General features: G+C 61.3%; 15 protein-coding genes. 6 read left to right on the forward strand and 9 right to left on the reverse strand.

The genetic code is table 11. The features are described 5' to 3' along the window. The first annotated feature begins 173 nt into the window (after positions 1-173). Both Pan216_RS23865 and Pan216_RS23870 read left to right on the forward strand, forming a co-directional pair. A complete protein-coding gene (locus tag Pan216_RS23865) occupies positions 174-2,237 on the forward strand; it encodes a M3 family metallopeptidase (RefSeq protein WP_145262076.1) in 2,064 nt (687 codons plus the stop codon). 268 nt (positions 2,238-2,505) lie between these two features. Then, positions 2,506-3,369 (forward strand): calcium-binding protein, encoded by an 864-nt coding sequence (locus Pan216_RS23870; protein ID WP_145262078.1) that lies wholly within the window; start codon positions 2,506-2,508, stop codon positions 3,367-3,369. A 180-nt stretch (positions 3,370-3,549) separates the two neighbouring features. On the opposite strand, the gene Pan216_RS23875 is transcribed toward Pan216_RS23870, so the two are convergent. The 6 genes from Pan216_RS23875 to rpsU all read right to left on the reverse strand — a co-directional run bounded on the left by Pan216_RS23875 (position 3,550) and on the right by rpsU (position 11,027). Next, positions 3,550-4,329: a DUF1573 domain-containing protein gene (locus Pan216_RS23875; RefSeq protein WP_145262080.1), complete on the reverse strand. Its 780-nt coding sequence runs from the start codon at positions 4,327-4,329 to the stop codon at positions 3,550-3,552. 56 nt (positions 4,330-4,385) lie between these two features. Beyond that, positions 4,386-5,000 carry a cysteine peptidase family C39 domain-containing protein gene (locus Pan216_RS23880; protein ID WP_145262082.1) on the reverse strand — a complete coding sequence of 205 codons (615 nt, stop codon included), beginning with the start codon at positions 4,998-5,000 and terminating at the stop codon, positions 4,386-4,388. A gap of 554 nt (positions 5,001-5,554) precedes the next feature. After that, on the reverse strand, positions 5,555-6,640 hold the full coding sequence (locus tag Pan216_RS23885) for a hypothetical protein (protein WP_145262083.1): 1,086 nt from the start codon (positions 6,638-6,640) through the stop codon (positions 5,555-5,557). A 38-nt stretch (positions 6,641-6,678) separates the two neighbouring features. Next, positions 6,679-7,617: a DUF1559 family PulG-like putative transporter gene (locus tag Pan216_RS23890; protein WP_145262085.1), complete on the reverse strand. Its 939-nt coding sequence runs from the start codon at positions 7,615-7,617 to the stop codon at positions 6,679-6,681. A gap of 893 nt (positions 7,618-8,510) precedes the next feature. Further along, the gene (locus tag Pan216_RS23895; RefSeq protein WP_145262087.1) at positions 8,511-10,310 is read right to left on the reverse strand and encodes a gluzincin family metallopeptidase; all 1,800 of its coding nucleotides are present in this window, start codon (positions 10,308-10,310) and stop codon (positions 8,511-8,513) included. Positions 10,311-10,841: 531 nt separating this feature from the next. Then, the gene (rpsU, locus tag Pan216_RS23900) at positions 10,842-11,027 is read right to left on the reverse strand and encodes a 30S ribosomal protein S21 (protein ID WP_145262089.1); all 186 of its coding nucleotides are present in this window, start codon (positions 11,025-11,027) and stop codon (positions 10,842-10,844) included. Between the two features lie 371 nt (positions 11,028-11,398). Between rpsU and bioD the strand changes: the two genes are divergently transcribed. The 4 genes from bioD to Pan216_RS23920 all read left to right on the forward strand — a co-directional run bounded on the left by bioD (position 11,399) and on the right by Pan216_RS23920 (position 15,914). Then, positions 11,399-12,163, forward strand: a complete 765-nt coding sequence (bioD, locus tag Pan216_RS23905) for a dethiobiotin synthase (RefSeq protein ID WP_145262091.1) — start codon at positions 11,399-11,401, stop codon at positions 12,161-12,163. Then, positions 12,156-13,466 (forward strand): hypothetical protein, encoded by a 1,311-nt coding sequence (locus Pan216_RS23910; RefSeq protein WP_145262093.1) that lies wholly within the window; start codon positions 12,156-12,158, stop codon positions 13,464-13,466. The genes bioD and Pan216_RS23910 overlap by 8 nt, the downstream gene beginning before the upstream one ends. Before the next feature lie 249 nt (positions 13,467-13,715). Then, complete coding sequence (locus Pan216_RS23915) at positions 13,716-14,294, forward strand: hypothetical protein (protein ID WP_145262095.1); 579 nt, start codon at positions 13,716-13,718, stop codon at positions 14,292-14,294. Positions 14,295-14,840: 546 nt separating this feature from the next. Next, entirely contained in the window at positions 14,841-15,914 is a 1,074-nt protein-coding gene (locus Pan216_RS23920) for an alpha/beta hydrolase (RefSeq protein ID WP_419192921.1), read from the forward strand. 13 nt (positions 15,915-15,927) lie between these two features. Here the strand turns inward: Pan216_RS23920 and Pan216_RS23925 are convergent, their stop codons facing one another. The 3 genes from Pan216_RS23925 to Pan216_RS23935 form a co-directional block, all read right to left on the reverse strand. Beyond that, positions 15,928-16,203, reverse strand: a complete 276-nt coding sequence (locus tag Pan216_RS23925) for a hypothetical protein (RefSeq protein WP_145262098.1) — start codon at positions 16,201-16,203, stop codon at positions 15,928-15,930. Between the two features lie 202 nt (positions 16,204-16,405). Then, the gene (locus Pan216_RS23930) at positions 16,406-17,437 is read right to left on the reverse strand and encodes a DUF1559 family PulG-like putative transporter (RefSeq protein ID WP_145262100.1); all 1,032 of its coding nucleotides are present in this window, start codon (positions 17,435-17,437) and stop codon (positions 16,406-16,408) included. A 321-nt stretch (positions 17,438-17,758) separates the two neighbouring features. Further along, positions 17,759-20,140, reverse strand: coding sequence for a tetratricopeptide repeat protein (locus Pan216_RS23935; RefSeq protein ID WP_145262101.1), 2,382 nt, complete (start codon positions 20,138-20,140; stop codon positions 17,759-17,761). Positions 20,141-20,177: the final 37 nt, after the last annotated feature.

Consider the following 20,177-nt stretch of genomic DNA (forward strand, 5'->3'; position numbering starts at 1 on the left):
CTAGCAGTGATCGAAGGCGAAGAACAAGCCGCCAATCGGAAAAGGAGACTTCGCGCGGCCCGCGATCGAACACTTGGTTTCGGGATGGAGTCTCGTCCCGAGGTGCCTGACCAAACGCGCCGTCGTATGATGATGCGTTCAAACACCTTCAACACTCAGGATGGGGGAGAGTCGTGCCGGAAGAGAATCCACTGTTGGTGACGTCAGGAATTCCGCCGCTGGATCGCATCAAGCCGAGCGATGTCGTTCCCGGTGTTCGCAAGGCCCTCGAGACCCTAACCGCCCGGCTCGAAGCCATCGAGTCGAGTGCCCCGACCACCTGGGACGATCTCGTCGAACCGCTTGAGGAAATCGACGCCCGGATGGAACGTGTTTGGGGCCCCGTCGGCCACTTGATGGGAGTTCAGAACTCCGACGAGCTTCGCGAAGCCCACGACACGGTCCTTCCCGAAGTCGTCGCGTTCGACCTTCGTTTGCGCCAGAGCCGTCCGATTTTCGACGCGCTGGAGTCGATTCGCGCCAGTGACGCCTGGGAGACCTTTAACACCGCCCAGAGGAGAGTCATCGAGCTGAAGCTCCGCGGCGCCCGCAACGCCGGGGTCGGACTCGATGGTGCCCAGAAAGAGCGATTCAACGAGATCGAACGCGAACTCTCGGAACTCTCGACCAAGTTCTCGCATCACGTGCTGGATGCCACCAAGGCCTTCGAGTTGATCATCGATGATCCCGACGACACCGAAGGGTGGCCCGACACGTTTAAGCAAGGGGCGTCTCAGTCGCACCAGCAAGCCAAGCCCGACGTGACGACCTCCCCCGAAACGGGTCCATGGCGGATCACGCTCGATGCTCCGAGCCTCCTGCCCTTCTTGCAGCACTCACGCCGCCGCGACCAGCGCGAGCAGCTCTACCGAGCGATGGTGACCCGCGCCGCCGGCGGGCCCTTCGACAACAGCCAAATCGTCCCCAAGATGCTTCGTCTTCGCAGCGAGAAGGCCAAGCTACTGGGATTCGACGACTTCGCCGCGTTGAGTCTCGATTCGAAGATGGCGCCGAGCGTCGCCGCCGTTGAGGAGATGTGGGCCGAACTCGAACAGGCCAGCCGCAAGCCGGCCGAGGCGGACCTCGAGGACTTGCGACAACTTGCCGCCGACTCGGGACAGGCCGAACCGATTGCCCACTGGGACGTTGCGTTCTGGGCCGAACGGCTGCGGGAAAAGCGCTTCGATTTCACCGACGAACAACTGCGACCGTTCTTCCCGATGCCCAAAGTCCTCGACGGGATGTTCGGGCTCACCGAGCGTCTCTTCGGCGTCACCATCAAGCCGGCCGACGGCGAGGCCCCGATCTGGCACAAAGACGTTCGCTTCTTCCACGTCTACGACGGTAGCGAGCAGATTGCCTCGCTCTATCTCGATCCCTACTCGCGGCCGCACGAGAAGCGAGGTGGCGCGTGGATGGATCAATGCCTCAGCCGGTGTCGTCAAGAGGGCGAACTCCAACTTCCGATCGTCTACCTCTGCTGCAATGGAACCCCTCCCGTCGGGGAGAAGCCGTCGCTGATGACCTTCCGCGAAGTCGAAACGCTCTTTCACGAGTTCGGCCACGGGCTGCAAGGAATGCTCACGACCGTCGATCACTTCGATGTCGCGGGAACGTATGGGATCGAATGGGACGCCGTCGAGATCGCCAGCCAGTTCATGGAGAACTGGTGCTACCACAAGCCGACCCTGCTCGGGATGACCGAGCACGTCGAGACCGGCGAGCCCCTTCCCGACGACCTCTTCGACAAGCTCTGCAAGGCCCGCACCTACCGAGCCGCCTCGGGAATGCTTCGGCAGATGACCTACGGCATGACCGACATGGCGCTGCATCACGGCTACGATTCCGACGGCGAGGAGACTCCCGACGACGTCTCGATGCGGATCAACCAGCGGATGTCGATCCTTCCTCCATTGCCCGAGGCTCGTCAGCTTTGCGCGTTCAGCCACATCTTCGGCGGAGGCTACGCCGCGGGGTACTACAGCTACAAGTGGTCGGAGGTGATCAGCGCCGACGCCTTCGCGGCGTTCGAGGAAGCGGGGCTTGACGACGAGGCCGCGATCAAGCGACTCGGCGAGCGCTACCGCGAGACGATCCTCGCCCAGGGCGGCGGCCAAGACCCGATGGATGTCTATCACGACTTCCGCGGCCGAGCCCCCTCCACCGAAGCCCTTTTGCGGCACTACGGCCTGGCCTAGCAGTCCAGTGATGGTCCACAACAACCTCTCCTTGGGGAGAGGGCGGCGAACGCCGTGAGCCGGGTGAGGGGAGAAACGGCTCGGCGAAACCGGGGGGGGCGTTCTCGGCGGGAGGGCCCCCTCACCCCTGGCCCCTCTCCCACCGGGAGAGGACAACGTGAACCGGCTGCCGACCTGCAATGCGAACCTCGCTCACGCGACTGTCGTCGAACGACTCCCCCCTTCGCCGGGCGACGCCATTCACGGATGAATTGAGAAACGAGAACCGATGCGACTACTCTTCGCGATCCCGCACTTCTACGACCCCGAAGGGAATCGACGACACGCTTCCGCCAACGAGCACCGCGCGCGCCGCGCGGAGACCGTCCGAACCTCCTTGTCGTCGTTGCGGCAAACCTTCACCGCCTCCCAAGGCACGATCGACATCGCGGAGAGGAAGTTCGTTCCCATCAACACCGCCAGCTCGGTCGAGGCCGACCTCGTCGTCTGCACGACCCGGGGCAAGCATCTACTCGAGGACCTCGCTCTTCCCGCCAAATGCTTCACGCATCACGCCACCGACGCGGAACCGATGTACCTCGGATACGAGTGTCATGCCGTCCTACGTGACCGGCTCGGCGACTACGACTACTACTGCTTTCTTGAAGACGACCTAATCCTGTCCGACCCGTGGTTCTTCTTGAAGCTCGCCTTCTTCAACGAATGCGCTGGCCCGGAATGCTTGCTCCAGCCGAACCGATTCGAGGTGAGCATGACCGGCGCGGTGCGCAAGGCCTACATCGACGGCGACCTCGCCCTTCCCGCGACCGAACGCTTTCAGAACATTTCCGAGCGTTCCACCCTTGATGGCAAGCTGCTCGGACGACCGGTCAAATTCCAGCGCCCCCGCAACCCGCACTCGGGCTGTTTCTTCCTGACCAAGAACCAGCTGGAACACTGGGCGAGCCAGCCCTACTTTCTCGACCGCAGCGCCGCGTTCATCGGCCCACTCGAGAGCGCCGCCACGCTCGGCATCATGCGTGCTTTCCGGATCTACAAGACCAGTCCCGCCGCCGCCGACTTCCTCGAGATCCTCCACCACCGCTCCGCGTTCCTGGGTCTCATCGGCCGCCAGATTTCGGTGTCGATTTGAACCGACAGGGGGGGGGGACACCACGTTCGTTCCATCACCAAACACGTGAGCCCAATGGGCAACAAATGGGTGGGCGTCGAACAATCATTCTCGGAAGGCTTTGACGTCAACAAAAGGGCAACATCACCATCCGAATGCCCGCTCGCGGACCTGCGATCACATTCCATTCATCGCCATCACTTATCCACCTTTCGCGAGTGAGCGTCCGAAGACCATCCCAACAGTTTCTCTCACCTGTTTGCCGTGTTCGACATCAACGACGACTGGAAACTGAAACTCCCCGGCTGGGGGAAGTTTCTTCCACACAAACTGATAAACGTAAGTTCGCCGTATGGCATCTCCCTTGAGACTCTTGTCTTCGAAGTCGACGAGTTTGAATTCGCCGATCGACTCCCCGCCTTTTCCGAGGTGAAGGACTGGCAACCAAGGATCAACGTCGGGATACTCAAGTGTTTGCACCTCTACCGGACGCACTTCTTCCTGATTCTTCAGTTCCAGAAAGCCAAGGTTGATTCTCGGAACTCGCGCAAACCGAGGTAAGCGGCGATCACGCGTCGCGTCTAACGACATCGTCAAGATCAACGGTTTTCTGTCTCCCTCGCAGCGAATGCGGATACTTACACTCCGTCCAGGAACGACTGGTGGAGCGAACCCGCCGGTGATCTCGAATTCTCCCGAGGGAGGGACTGGAGCGTGAGGAATTCCGGACAGACGTGCACAGCCACAACTTTTCACCACTTCCTCTATCTTCACCTCCCGAGAAGACGCATTTCGTATGGCGAATCGCGCCTTCTCTGAAGCATCGTGAAGATGAATGTTCTTCGTCGCGCAGACGAGAGCGACCCGTGGGCCCACTCCGTCGGCCGTGAACTCCTCGGCATTCATCGACAAGAAGAGGACACACACCAATCCGAGAAGTACCAAGATGCCGATAAGCCTACTCATTACTTTGCCCAACATACCTCCCCCTCGAGCAAGACAACGCTCCGATCAAGTGACACATGGCCACAGTCCACTCAGACGTGGTTCTTCGAATGAGACTGACTCGCTCGCCATCGAGCTCCTTGTTGACATATCAGCCCCCCCAATAGAACACCAACAAGGATTATTCCGTAGTTCCACCATGGCCGGCCTCGCGAACTCAACCGATGAGAGATCGGCACGTTCGCGGCGACATCCAAATACATCGCAACACCGGACCATCTTCTCCCAAGCGAATCGATACTCACAATCTGGGGAGTTCCTGGATAGTTGATGATGCACAGATTATCACCATCCCTTCCTGCACAAACGACGAAGTGATCAGACTTGCCGGAATCCGGACGTCGACGAACATGGAGAATGGCTGGGCAGGGGAACTCCGCCAACTCGACTTGATCCCACCGCACCGCAAGCGTCTGAAATCCCATCGACGTCGCGGCGAAGTCGACGTCCGCAAGAGAGAAGGGCTCTCCCCCATCCGGAAAGAACCTCATGACTTCCTGATCATTCGGAAACGCACCTAGCAGGGCAAGTGAGTCCCGAAAAGATTCGACAGCGCACCGTCCGTCATCCCTTGCCGCGCTTCCGCCGAGTGACCACGAGGACAGCAGTACGATCGTTACCAGGGAGAAGAGCATGGGCCGCACCATCTACCATATCTCCTACTGCCACACATGTGCCATCGCAAGCCGCACTCTCCCTAGTCACGGGCAGTGACAGGTGGCACAGTCACTAGATCCACCCGTACCATCGGTAAAGTTGATCTCTGTACAGTCCCCTGGACAGATGCCACAGATCGAGTCTTCCATAGTCCCAGTCGAGTAGATCCTACCACACGGATCTCCCGGGGTAACTGGCCCCATACATGATGAGTGAGTGTATATGCGCTCGGTCCCTTCGCAGTCCTTGAACTCTCCGTCAATACACCGATCGCACGTTTCATCCTCGTCATCTATTTCACACGCGAAGACATCTTGAGGTTCAGGACAACTGATCACTGAGCAACACTTACTCCAAGTACTCTCCCCGGAGGGAACACACGCAGTGCAGACGGGAACGGTGTTGAAGTTCTCGCAGTAGCCAACGACTCCTCCCTCATACTCGGCCAGCGAAGACGCCGACAACTGGACAAATGCCTCAATACCAACTGAGGTCCACGCCGTGGACGCCATGACGAATACTCCAATCACCGACATCATGTACTTCATCTCGATTTCCTCCGATAGAGAAGATATCCACCAATGGCGAACACCAACGATAGAGCGATCATACAGACCAAGAGCCAAGACCACCAACTGCCTGGAGACTGTCGCACAAGATATTCGTCTGGAACAGCTTGCTTGTCATCGAATACTCCTTTGTGAGCGGCAGCGAACTCCTCCTTTGTGAGTTTCGGCAAAGCCACTCTTCTCCGTATTTCTTCGTGTGACTGCCTAATTCGTTCACCATCGCGTATGTATTCAAAACCGGGTCGCGGCCCGGCGTGAAAGGTGCTGGCAGTCAACAGCCTGTTGACCGAGACATCCTTGAGGGTCATCGTTTGTCTCAGTTTGAGCTGGTCGTCCACGAATATTTCATTGACCACTTCCCAAGGAACCCAGACGTCATCTTCGGAACCTCCATTTGGAGTTCTCCGAAAGTCTTCATTGGTGAATCGCATCGCATATCTCTTGGATGGAACCAAGTACTCCCACCGAACTGGAGCGTAGCCGAACTCAGGCGCCATCGAGATACGTACCCTTGCATCGTTCGAATACTCTTCGCTGGCGGGAATTTCTGTAATTGGAGGCCCCACCGTCAGCACTTCGCACGCGACACCACCTATTGTCACGCGTCCTTCGTATCTTACGTGTTTCTCCGTCTTACATAGATCCGCGAAGGTCGAGTTGGTTGTTGAATAGGTCCGCAAGCCAATCGCGTGAATGTAGAGTTCTCCTCCAAAGTCACTGAGCGAGATTGGCTCATCGACCACACGCCGCAGTCGTTGACTTATGCGCACCGATCGACCATTAGCTCGAATGTACTCTCCTTCGTAGTTCGGATCGTCCTCGGATAGATCGAGACGCCTTACAAGCATACGCCACTTGGGAGGCTGAAGCTGCAGCTGGATCATTGTCCCCTTCTTACCGCTGTTCACTTCTGAATCGGAGTTCGCAACGTAGGTGACTTGAAAGGTTCGGATCTGACTTGTGTAGGCGTCCAACTTGGTGATCAAGTCCTCGGTCGTCGGCGCTGAGCCGTCCGCCGACAACGGCAACACAAGCGATATCAACATCAACGTCACAGTCATGGCCGACTATTCTCCGAAACGAGGTTACTGACACGGGACTAGAGCCCATGGCCGAGTTGGTCAAACGCTTCCTCACGGGTCGCGAGTCGGCGCCAAAGGATGAGATCAATTGCGTTGTCGACAAATGCGACGTGCCCATCGCCGTAGAGAACATGGACCCCTCCCTGGTGCCAACTCCTCGCGGACATGAACGCCTGGTTGCTCGCGACGCAATCCTTCATCACGGCGTTCGGCGGCAGGTAGTGGACATAGGTAACGTGCCGATGGGCTCCGCGAAACCAGGTCGCTCCGCAATCCTCGTCGAGGAAGGCGGGGCCCGACTGATTGGCGGCGACACACGGAGTCACAAAGTCCAGGCTGCTGCCGTCGGTGAATCCCAACGCGGTAGCGCGGGAGCGTTCGGAGACGAACGCCGTCTGGCTCAGCCCTTTGGTGATGTCTCTCGGCTTTTTTGAATAGATGCAGAACGCTCCGCCCGGATCGGTGGGCCAGTTGGGGAGCACTCCGCGGCAGAAGCGGTAGCTCGCCCCCATTCGAGGAGCCGTGTCCGAGGGACACAGTAGCGAGGCAATTTGGGCCGACATCGCGCTGGCGTTGTCGCCGATCAAGGGCGGCTGCCCGCCGCGATCAGTCGTCTCGTCTTTCCAATTGACCTTGTCGGCGACGTCGTGACGATCAAGCCAAGGAAGGAGTTCGACAAAACCGGAAAAGCAGTAGCCTCGGCTGCGACCATTCTCCCTTGTCGCACCGCAGAAGGTCCTCGGAAACTCTCCGTGACTATCGGTGAACCCGGTGATGGCGACACCGATTGAGTGCAACCTCGAGGTGCACTGCAAGCGTTGGGCGGAAGCGCGGGCCCCCATCACGGCGGGCATCAACAGGCTTAAAAGAAAACCAATGATCGCCAGAACGACGAGCAGTTCGATCAGAGTGAACGCGCACCGCCTAGGTCGCGCGAAAGAAGATGGCGCAGCCACTCGCCCAAGCCTCCGTCAACGAGAAGGAAATTCCCACTCCATTGAGCGTGTGGCGGGATTCGTCACAAGGACGAGGCTATCGCGGATCAGGACACAACCGAACGTTGCGGCTGCCGCGAGGGCATGGCTTCACGCGTACGAACAGCCTAGCACCAGAAGATGGATAGTAAAGTGAAAAAATAGAGACAGATGACCCACTTCAGCATCGATGAAACGCGGTCCCTCAGCAGAGGACTACTTGTTCATTCTTGCGAGCGAATGTGGGAGATTAGGAGACCGTCCAACGCTGACATGGAACGTGCGAAGCGGTCCGGTGCAGTCAGCTTGAATGGCGGCACAACGAGGCTTGGTTAGAGTCGTCGAGTGGACCTCGGCCCACCACTTTTCCTTCCGATCGGTCGTTGCAGATCGCGTTCGATGCGATTGAGGCATGGGATTACCCCACAACCACCAACAAGTTGGGTGGCTCCGGTTGCTCGTCGATCCGAACAAGCGGACCCATGGACCCGCTCTCCGCGCGTCCGCGGGCCACTGGTGGCTCAGGAAGGCTTCTGGGAAGCGCTCGTTCTCGTGTCCAGGGTCTCTTGTGGCTGCGCCACCCCGATTGGCAAGCAATCGGGGCCACCCGGTCACTCTTACCGCTCCCCCTTGTCCAAGGGGGAGTTTGAGGGGGGTCTTCCCTCCGCCTTTGCTCAGCACATTCCCACAAGTGGAACAACGACAACCGCCCCCCCTGAATCCCCTCTTGGACAAGGGGAGACATCAAAAGCCTAATGGGGGGGGGGACATTCAAACACTAAGCGGGGAACGTCGGACCGCGCATGCCTACCTGAAGAGTGGGCACGGCACCCACGACCGTTGTGGCACCTGAGGAGAAATTGAAGAGAGAATCTTTACCGGCGGGCGGTGGCGACGCCGACGTTGCCGCCGTTGGGGATGCTGGCGACGTATTGGCCGAACTTTGACTCGAGGTCGGTGACGCCATTGATGCCGTAGACCTGGCGAAGGGCGAGTTCGTAGTTGTTGTTCTGCAGAGCCGTGTTGATGAAGAGCGGCAGTTTCTCGGCACCGCCCATCTCAACGAGGTAGCGGCAGATGCCGACGCTGTGGGCGTAGAAGTCCCGCATCTGCGGCCCGGGCGGATACTCACGCATCGTGAACATCTGCGAACAAGAGAACCGCCGCCCCGTCGTCTGGCAACGATAGAGGTTGCCGAGATGGGCGTCCTGCTTGTCGCGCGGTTCGGTGAGGACCGCCATGCCCTCGTCGGCCCAACGGGGGACGTCGTGAGCGCCGAACTTGCCGGCCAGAACGACGTGCGTGATTTCGTGCGGCAGGATCGCGAGCTTCATGTTCGGATCGTCGCAGCGGAGTTCGAGCCGACGGCTGCGAATGCGACCATTCTCGTTGAGCACCTTCGAGTGGCCGGGCGACTGCGCGGGAACCCCGGTGACTTGCGTGTATTCCTGAGCGGTCGGGTAGAGAAAGACATCGCAGCGGGGCGTCCAGTCTCGTTGGGGCGGGCTGCCGAACCACATCTCGTGGCTCATCTTCCGAGCGGCCTCGGCGAGACGAGCGACCTCCTCACCCAACGCGCGGTCGCGGTGATGGATGCGGAAGTTGGCCGTCTCGATGACCGACCATTGGCCATGGGCGGTGGGTAGATGCCGCATCGGACAAGCGGGAGCGTTGACGAGCGGGTACTGACTGGTGCCGGTATGGATCGCCGCATTGTCGGTGCGGGCGACGTTGGGCTTCTGGACATCCTGCTTGCGATCGCTGATCGCATTGAGCACGGTTTGGGTGTACTCGATCGAGGGGGCGAGCCGCTTGGCGAGGCGAACATCGGCCTCGAGTTGCTCCCAGTCGCCGGCCGAATGAGTACCGACGGGGGCCTCGATCCAGCGGTTGTACTTGTCGACGCTGACAAAGAGCAAGCAGTAGCCCCAGCGTTCCCGCGCGGGCTGGGCGGCGATCGGGTCTTGTTCGTAGGCCTTTTCGTAGAGCGGAAGGGCTTGAGCGTACTGTTTCGCGGCGAAGAGACGCTCGGCGTCCTTGAGCAGGCTAGTTTGGCCGTGGGCGATGGCGGGGGTCGTGTCGAGCTTGGCCCGAGCTTGGTACTTCGGCTTCGAGGTCGCTTGAGCCCGCGGAATCGCCCGCCCCCGCGAGCGCTCGACGGTTGGCGGCGCGGCGGTGGGACGAGTCGTCGGCGCGGCCACATTGCCAGCCTGCGCCTCCGGCGTCAGGATGCGGAGCCGCTGGGCGAGTAAACGGGCTTCGTCGGACTTGCGATTGAGCAGCAGTTCGTTGATCTGGCCGCGATACGCCTCGGCGAGCGTATCGAGGTACTGGTCGGCGCCGGCGGCCTCGGTCAGGTGCGGCTCGAGGACGGTGATCGCTTCGGCGTAGCGGCGTTCTCCGACCAGCCCGCGTCCCTTGCGAAGGGCCGACTGGATCTTCAGGTTGCGGACGACGTCGTCGTGTTCGATGCGAACGCTCGGCTCGACGTGTTCGTTCACTTCGGGCTTATGAGCGGCGACTTGCGCTTGGGCCGGCTGGGACTTTGGCTGGAAGTCGGCCGGCGACAGCGTGATGGGAGTCGGGTCTTCTTTGATGACGATTTGAGCAGGCGGGGCTCCCCCTGCCAAGGCCACCAAAACCAGCGAAGGCAAAACAGAAAGCTGCGCTAGCATCTACGACGTCCCTGTCGTGCTAGAGTTCGTGGCTAGAAGCGCGCGGCATCATGCGGGCGCGGCGAATTTGGACGCGAGTCTTCACCCAGGGGGAGTCATGCCTTCGTGGCGGCTCCCAAAGAAAGGCCAAGACGGGATCGACGGGCAAACGCGAGCCGTCGGTCGATCGGGGCGGAACCTTTAATCGAATCTGAGGACTTTGCAAGCAAAGTTGTCGAGAATCGGCGCGGATTGGTCGCGATCAGACGGGAAAGAGGCGCAAAAACGTCCTGATTGGGCAAGATTCAGAGATGTTTTTGATCACATCGCGGGAGACGCGGGAGGTTTGGCGACGCTTGGAGTCTCAGGTCGCGTTGAGGAACTTTGCGGACTCGTCGGGATGGGGACGGATGAGTGAACGGCACCCACCAGCGCGCAGCGACAACTGCCAGCCGTGGGCACACCGCTTGGAAAGTTTGGGAGATTCGGTCGCATTCGCCGCGCTGCCAACTCTTGGGGGCAGCGTCGGCACGGCGGTCGGTTGGACGTGGATTAGGCGCTGTTGGCGTTGGCCTGCAAGATCTTCTTCAGACGCTTGCGCTGAGCGCGACGACGGCGTTCGCTCGGCTTCTCGTAGTACGCGGATCGCTTCATTTCCGTGCGGATCCCACTCCGCTCAATCAACTTCTTGAACCGTTTCAGAGCCTGTTCGATCGACTCATTGGTTCGCAGACGCATCTTCAGTAGTCGGTCCTCCTAAAAGGATCTGCCTCGGTTGGTCCAGAACGAGAGCGCACTACGGCCCCGGCTCCAAACCGCTGTTATATCGCCAACAGCCGATCCGGACAACACTTTCGGCGTCTCGACGCTACAATTTCCCCAGCAGTGCAAGAAGTCGCGAACGATTCGGTCCGATGCGCTTCTAAGTCCCAATACGGAGAAGAAGGTCGACGGGGGCGCCCACGCGTTCCCGCGAGCCTCTCTGGGGACCGACCACAACGACCGACGATGGGGAACGGGTGCGTGCTGGCGGGAAGACATCTCGCAAGAGAATCGATGCGAGCGGTGCGTCGGTCACTTCAGAAGAACGCCGACCGAGGGGGCGAGGCATGAGCGAAGGCGCCTTTCCTCCAGGCCTCTTCGTCGTCGGGACCGATACCGGCGTCGGCAAGACGCGCGTCACCTGCCAACTGGCCCGAAAGCTCCATGCGGAGGGTCACCGCGTGGGGCTCGCCAAGCCGGCGGCGACCGGTTCGGTTCGCTCGGCCACGGGTGAGGAGCAATGGGAGGACGTCGAACTGCTCCGGGCTCACTGTAGCGACGACGTCTCCGAAGAGGACGTTTGCCCCTACCGTTATGAGTACCCGTTGGCTCCTCCGGTCGCCCATCGGCTCGACCCGACCCGTGGCGACACCCCCCTTCCGGAAATTGGCGATTTCGTCAAGATCCTTGACAGATGGAGGGGAAACTGCGATCTAGTATTAGTAGAGGGGATAGGCGGTCTACTGTGTCCATTGACGGCGCACGAGACGGTGGCCGATCTTGCGGTCGCGATGGGCCTTCCTCTTCTCGTGGTCGCGCGCCTAGGGCTGGGCACGCTCAATCACACGCTGTTGACCCTCGAAGCCGCCCGGCGACGCGAACTGAACGTCGTGGGCGTCATGATGAACTGCCCCGAACCGCCAACGGGCACCCATGCCGACATGACAAACCCCCACGAACTACGATCGCGTATCGACGTTCCGCTCTGGGGGCCGGTTCCTCACGGTAGTCTTCACGACGCCGTGCCAGACGAGATTCAAACGGTCGATTGGGCCTCCCTGTGCCTACCCGGTCAGGTGACGCCACGACGTCGAGGAGCTCCGGATGCCTGACTCGAACTTTCACAACGATCCCTTCCGCTCCAATCGGGGTGGCAGTTCGTCGCCAAGCTGGCTCAACTCCGGCGCCGGCGATAGCAAGGGAGGCGAGCAGAGCGACATCCACGGTCATGGCTCCGCGGTCGGCCATCCCCCGCAAGACGTCGGCTTCGAGCCGCTCGACGACGAGGAGGACCTGACGGAGGTCGAGGATTCCTCCGCGGGCACTCCCAACAAGGTCGACCAGGGTGAGGAAATCTCCAAGGAGGTTCCGCCGCCAGAGTCATCCGCACCCGAGCCCGCGAACAACGCTCAGGACTCCGCCACCAACGCGGCCGACTCCACCGAAACGTGGTTCCAGCCCGACGAGAAACAACCTGCGAGCGACCCCAACGAATTGACCACGGCGGAGGAACCGACCGAAACGCCCGAGTTCGAGCCCGACGCCAGCCCCTTCGACATGGTCTCCTCGCCGTCCACCAGTGAAACGAGCATCGGCAACGAACAAGCCTCGAGCTTCGTCGAAGCCGCCAGCACCGAGACCTCGGGCATCTCCGGCCATTCGCCGTCCGGAACGCCCTATGGGGCCCGTACCGCGACCGCCGGCGGCACGTCGGGCGGGGCAGGCAAGACGGCGATGATCATCACCCTGCTCTTCACCTGGGCCAGTCTCGCGACCATCATCGCAGCTTGGCTTTGGATGACTCGGCCCGAGCCACCCGGACCGCTCGAGAACCTCAAGGATGAAGGGATCTACTCCTTCAAGGGAATCGTCTCACCGCTCGAAGCCCTTACGAGTCGGCAGAAACTCCGCCTCGGCGAGACCAGACGGATCGGCAACCTCGAGATCACTCCGCAGGAGATCGTTCACCGGCCGGTCAAGCTCTTCCCTGGCGGCCACCCCACCGACAAGCTGTTGGTCCTGAAGCTTCGGGTCAAGAACGTCTCCTCCGACCAACGCTTTCATCCGACCGACCCGACCTTCCTCTATCCCGATCGCGAGCAGCAGATCAAGGGACTTGACGTCTTCGAGAATCGGGGCTACTCCTACAGCTACATTCAGCCCGGTTCGCGGTCGCGCCGGCTGCTCTTCCATTACGACCTGCCGTGGCGAGAGGGTTACACCCTCGAGAATCACAAGCTCAAGGCCCTCGATCCGGGCGAGTCGATCACGCTCTTTCTCGCCTCCGAGGAAGGAGCTTTCGATCGCTTGAAAGACAACAACACCTGGCGTGTCCAACTCCGCAAGGGCATCCTCCCAGGCGGCAAGGGCGTCGCCACCGTCGTCGGCGTCGAGTTCTCCAAGAACGAGATCTGAGTCGCTCCATCGAGAGCCCCCTTCCGGGTGCCACTGGCTGCTTGCCAACCAGTGCCGCAACGACCATCTCTCCACCACCTCAATGGCCTCGTCTCCGCGCCCCCGTCTCCGCGATTTTCCGAACCTCGTTGTCTCCAACCCCTCCTTCTTGACAGGAGTTCTTGTGCCCGGTGTGTCTGCGGAGGAACTCCCCGATCGCATCGGCCCACGGTGATCACTCGTCGCGGAGCCACGATGAACGAGGACACGATGAAACGAGTCGCGAGCGTCTACCTGCAACCGATCTACGACGACGCCGATGGCGAGATCTACGACCACGTCAACGCCGTCCGGTCGGCGAGGAACGAACAAGCGACAGCCCAAGCACGGGACCAACTCTTCGCCTGTTTCGACCGACTGCTTGCGCGCCCCGATGTCGACTTCGGTTGCCAAGTCTTCAACCGCGTCGCGGAACTCGATGCCAAACCCTTCGAACGTTCGGCCCTGCGCGGATGGGTCGACAACGTCATCCGACGCCTGGAAAACCTCGAACAGCAAGCGGCCCTCGTCATCGCGATCTTTGTTCCCTTCGTCGACGACGATGATCCCGACGGCATCGAGGACCAGCAAGCCGAGTGGCTCTTCGGACAACTGGGCGATCCACGAACCGAGTGGGTCGTCTTCCTGACGTACGCCTCGATCAACATCGAACTCTACGCCCAGCGCATGCACCACCACTACGAGCACTATCGCCGACGGATGCGCACCAAGGGTATCGACAAGCCCGAGTTCCCCAACGACTGCTTGCGCCGCTGGGAAGCGACCTCGCCCCACATGCAGGAAGACTGAGCCTCCAACAAGCGCTTCTCTCCGCTCTCTGGGGTGGCCCAGGTTGCTCGTCCACCAACCCTTTCAACATCGCCACTGATCGTCCTGGCGATCGATGCTGATCCGCCAACAGGTCCGAAGCGAACCACCTGCGCCCCTCTGGGGCTTCATGAATGGATTGGCATCATCTCCAGGGGTTGGCCCCCCCTGGCTACTCAACGCCGCCGCCTCGCGGCTCAGGAGATCGGATGCAGTCGTTGGGAACCAGCGAGGAGATGCGAACAGTGACCACATCCTGCGTCCCTTTCGGACGTTGGCTGCGAACACCCTTTGCTCAACCGATCGCGAAGCGATGCTGAAAGGGTTGGTTGCTCGTCAACGTATAGCAGTCCGTTGATCGATCAGTCCAAGACATCGCGAGCCTCCACCCTCTGGGTTCCACGATCCCCTCGCCAACGAGCGCGATCGGCCCTCCGCACTATCGGCAAGGTATTGCGGACTAGCCGATGATTCCGCTGTCCCGATTCGGGTATGATGGCGGAGAATACCTGGCGCCGGAGACTCATCATGCGTGGAACGATGGTCGGTGGGGGATTGATCGCGGTCTTGCTGATCGCGGGAAGCGTCCCCAGTCGCGGGGCCGAGGAACGGACCTCCGCCAACACCCCGAAACTCAAACAACTGCTGGAAAAGCGGCCGCAAGCCGACATCAACCGCGACGGCGTCTTGACGATGCCCGAGGCCCGCGCGTTCCAAGCCCGCCTCAAGGAGATTCGCGAGAAGCGAGCCAAGGCCGCCAAGAGAGCGCGGCAACAGAACCCGCCCACCCAGAGCGATGTCGCCTACGGCCCGCACGAGCGAAATGTCCTCGACTTTTGGCAAGCCGAAGGGAACGGCCCGCGACCACTGGTCATCTACATCCACGGGGGCGGCTGGGTCGGCGGCGACAAGACGAACATTCGTCCCGACGCACTCGAGCGACTGCTCGATGCCGGCATCTCGGTCGCGTCGATCAACTACCGCTACTCGACCCAGAAGCCCTTCCCCGCGCCGATGCGCGACGGCGGACTCGCGGTCCAGTTCCTGCGTCACCACGCCAAGGAGTTCAACATCGACCCCGAGCGTGTCGCGTGCTTCGGGGGCTCGGCCGGGGCGGTCACGAGTCTCTGGCTCGCGTTTCACGACGACATGGCCGATCCCAACGCGAGCGATCCGGTCCTCAAGCAGTCGACCCGGCTCAAGGCCGCGGGGGCGATCGTCGCGCCGACCACCCTCGACAAGAAGACGATGGACGAATGGTTCGGCATGAAGACCGTCATGCACCCCGCGCATCCGATCATGCTCGGGGTCAGCAGCGAAGAGGAGCTCTACTCGCCCGAAGTGCGTGAAGTCGCCGCGAAGGCCTCGCCGATTCATCATCTCTCGTCGGACGATCCCCCCGCGTTTCTCGACTATCCGCAGAAGTACAAGCCGCTCGGCAAGCAGCACACCCCCGGCGAGATGGTCCATCACCCCGTCTTCGGCGAGAAGCTCAAAGAGGCCGCCGACAAGATCGGCGCCCCGGTGGTCCTCAACACGACCAAGGATCCGCAGACCCAGTTCGACGACCTCATCGATTTCTTGATTCAGAAGACGAAGTGACGAAAATCCCGCCTCATCGGGACTCGGCCTGGGGCCCCTGCTCCTTGGCGGACTTCTCGAGCTGCTGGAGGGCTTGCTTGAGTTCCGGGTCGACGCCGCCACGGTGCAGGATCGCTTCGTGCTGCTTTTGCAGCTCCTCGAGTCGTTTGTTCTCGTCCTCTTGTAGCTGCCGCGTCACTTCCGGGTCATTGACGACGATCCGGGACATGTTCGGGGACTGGCTTCGGCCACAGCCGAGCGCCGCGAGACTCACGCAGAGCAGCAGAGACGTTGGGGTTCGCTTCCACATCGATCGATTCCTTCGCTTCCAGAGAGAGATTCCCCGAGAGACATTCCTCGCGATTCACTGACATTCCATTGACAGCAACGGGAGGAGGAGAGGCACCCGCCTCGGCTGGGGAAAGTAGCCGAGGCGGGTGGAATGGGGCGGGAGAGGCCGAGCGGGGAGTGGCACTCTCCCATCCACCGGGCGGTGGTCGAGGTGGAACTCGCTAGAGATCGTCGGAGCCTTCGATCGTCGAGGAGCCCATATGAATGTTGGGGGCAACCGAGTCGGAGACCGTCGTTACCGAGCCGTCGGCCATCGCCATCTGCACCAGGCCGGGATGAACGCTTCGGAAGTTCGACACCGGGATCGTCGCGTAGTAGGCACAGTCGTTCGGCGGGTAATAGGCCCCCACTTGATCAACCGTCAGCCCGATCAAGGCGCGGCCTACTTTCTCGTAGTTGATGTTCATCGGCCCGGTCCAGCCGTTGGTGCCGGCGAAGATGAGATTCTCCTGGTGCACCGCGACGCTCGCCGATCCCAGCGGGACGCAGACGCGTTCGCCGCCGCTCGGATTGGTCGCGAGGTAGGGGTTGGCGGCGTCCCCCCCGGCGTGTTCCCCGAGCAGATACGTCTTGGAGAGCCCGTCGGTGATTTGACTGATCTTCACGCTCGAGTCGTACGCGAAGATGCCGCGCGATTGCGGGTTCTTCTCCCAACTCGGCTCCTGGGTGCTCGAGGCGTGGTGCGAGAAGGGGTAGAAGATCGCCCCGCCGCTCATGAGGTAGTCGGTCGCGCAGGAACGCTCCAGAGCGTAAGCGAGACCGCGATGACCTTGCGTGCTTTGCGACCGATTGGCGGGACAGAGAAAGACGCTCAGTTGAATCGTCGCCGCGGTACTGTTCTCATCCATCATCATGCCGTAGCCGCCGATGCCCGTGAGACCCGCGTCGAAGTTGATGTCATCGAACGCCGGCTGGGCGTCGAGAAAAGGATAGAGGCCCGGAAAGCCGGCAAAGTGCGGGTAGACGTTGGCAACCCAGCCACTGTCGTACTGGGCTGCGGGAAAGACGCCCTCGGCATCGTGGTAGTTGTGCAGCGCGGTCGCGAGCTGCTTGAGGTTGTTGGCGCACTGCATACGTCGAGCGGCTTCGCGCGCCGACTGCACGGCGGGGAGAAGCAGAGCGACCAGGACGCCGATAATGGCGATGACGACGAGCAGTTCCACGAGGGTGAGACCTCGGCGGGGAGGGCGCATGGGAAGCTTCCTTCGGCAGCGGCGATGGCTAGGTGAGCGCGACAGCGCGTTGCCTGGCGGGACTACGTGGGTGAGAAGCTTGGTATGCCGAGCGGCACTTCCTGGCAGGGACACGCGAGGAGATTGAGAATGAGTCTCAATGTCTCCCTGTAGAGAGAAATGTAGGCTCCCTCGTACGCCATTCAAGCCCCCTTTCGAAAAAAATCCGTCCTCGCCCGGGACCCGCGGGAGCTCACTCCAACATTCTCGCGACTTCTCCCGCGGTTGCAGTCGGCGAGCGTTGGGATCCGACGAGGATTGCGGACAAATGAGGGGCCGGCATCACCGCGCGAGCGATCGACTCTCTTCAATCCACGAGAGGAAGAGTTCGTCGGGACGAACCGCCATCGCGTGTTCTTCGAAAAGCGTCACGCTCGCCCGCGCGATCCGACGTTCGAGTTCTTCGCGACGATCGCGGTCCGAAGCGAGGCCCATGGCTCGCTGGAGGTAGCCTTCCACGTCGTCGGCGATCGGCTCATCGATCTCCATCGCTCGGTAGCAGCCCAAGGTGTAGCGACCTCGTTGGTAGCAGGTCGGCAGGGTGACGACGATTTTCCCCAACCCGAAAGCGTCATAGGAGACGTTCATGCCGCTGAAGTGAGGTGGGTCGATCACCACGTCGGCGGCCAAGAGGAGACTCGGATAGCCCTCGCCCCGTTGCTGCGGCACGAAGCGAATCCGTGGGGCGACGTCGGAAAGCTTCCTCGCGAAGCGGTCCATCAGTTTGCGAGCGAGAACCTTGTTGGTCCCCTCGGTGATGACGACGACGCCCTTGGGATCGCGGCGTAGCAGTTCCCCAATCCAGTCGTCGATGTCGGGATGGAACTTTCCCAACTGCTGCGGACAGAGATAGACATGATCCGTCGAGGACAGACCGAACGCCTCTCTTGGCAACGGTTGTTCGGGAACACGCAGTCGCTTGCGTGGCGCGGGCAATCCCTCGAAGGTGACCAGCCGCTCGGTGTAGTGAGACTCCCCGTCGTCGGGCTCGACGAGTCGACTTGAGAGATAGAGATCGATCGCCGGAATCCCGCTGGTCACCTGAATCCCCCAACCGGTCGCTTGGAGCGGAGCAAGCCGGCGATAGGGAAGCACGTAGTTCCAAACGTCGGTCGCGACTTCGGGGAAGTAGAGCAGATCACACCGAAGAGCGCCCATCGCCTCGCACAGAACCTCGGGGAAGACCGGCATCTCCAGATAGCCGATCTCCTCGCGGCCGAGGACGGGCTCGATCTTCGTTCGCCCCGCCGGCGAACAGATGATCGTCGTCCGCGACGAGCGATGATCGAACTGGGCGAGGTGCTCGCTCCAATCGCGGAGAAAAGGCGTCTCGTGCCGATCGGTGACGACGAAGCCAACGTGCGGTTTGCCCTCTCCGGGCTTGGGGCGTTCGGCATCGACGTACCGCGAGAAGACTCGGCCGAACTGACTCTTCAGCGGCTTCTCGTCGCGGCCGTGAAAGGGGAGATTGAACGAGGGGTGCGGTTTGATCTCGAGAAACGTCTTGAGATTGACCGTCGCCGGATTCGCCTGCTCGGCCTTGGTCAAGGCATCGACCAGTTGCTGGCGATACGCCGTGATCTCGTCGGAACTCTCGTAGAGCGTCGGGCAGAGGCATGCCCCGGCGAGTTCCCAAAGAGGCCCTTCCGGCCGCGATCGCGCGATGTGGACAAAGCAGCGCCGGGCTTCGGCGAACTCGTCGACCCGCGAAAGGACACGACCGAGGTTCGCTTGGACCGTCACGTCGTTCGGCAACTTCGCCGCCGCTTGCGTCAAGTGCGCCACCGCGTCCTGATGCCGCTCGGTTGCCGTGAGGAGAAGACCGAGATCGGCGCGGGCCTGGTGCAAATTGGGATCGACCTCAAGGGCCCGAAGGTAGGACGCTTCCGCTTCGTGCAAACAACCGAGCGTCTGGAGGATCTTCGCGAGATGCTGGTGACTCGCCCCACGGGAGGGGAACTGATCGATCAGCTCGCGGCACGCCTGCTGGGCCTCGTCGAGTCGTCCCAACTGCGCGAGCGACATGATGAGGTTATCGCGGGCAGGCAGGAAGTCGGGCCGCAGCCGAGCGACTTGTCGAAAACACTCGACCGCTTGCGGTAGATGCCCAAGTTCACGTTCGAGCGCCCCGAGGTTGTTCTGGGCCTCGACGAAATCGGGCTGACTCCGGACCGCGTCCTTGAAGGCTTTTCGGGCTCCCTCGATGTCCTTGCGTTGCCGGAGCGCCAGCCCGAGGTTGTTGTGGAAGGCCGCCATCCGAGGGGCGAGCCGGATCGCCTGGCGAAAGGAGTCGATGGCTTCGACTGCCTGACCGCGTTGAGCGAGGGCGTTGCCGAGATTGAAATGGATCTCCGCCTGCTTGGGATCGAGCCGAAGCGAGGCGCGAAAGGCGGTGATCGCGTCCTCGAGGGAACCCGACGCGTGCAGCGCGAGCCCGAGATTCGCTTGGGCGCGCGCATGGCGAGGGAGCTTGCCGACCGCTCGCTTGAGCAGCGAGATCGCGTCGGGAAAGGCTTCTCGTTGGAAGCGGAGCGTCCCCAAGAGGAAGAGGAGTTCGCCGTGATCGGGGCTCCTCCGCAGGATCTCGCGGTAGGCCTTTTCGGCCCCGGCGAGATTGCCGGCCTGATGCAAAGCGAGCGCTTTCTGGAGAGCTTGGGACGACAAACCGGCCTCGTCTGCGGAACCGCGAGAAGATGCAACG

The organism is Kolteria novifilia (assembly GCA_007748055.1).
Classification (GTDB): Bacteria; Planctomycetota; Planctomycetia; order Kolteriales; family Kolteriaceae; genus Kolteria; species Kolteria novifilia.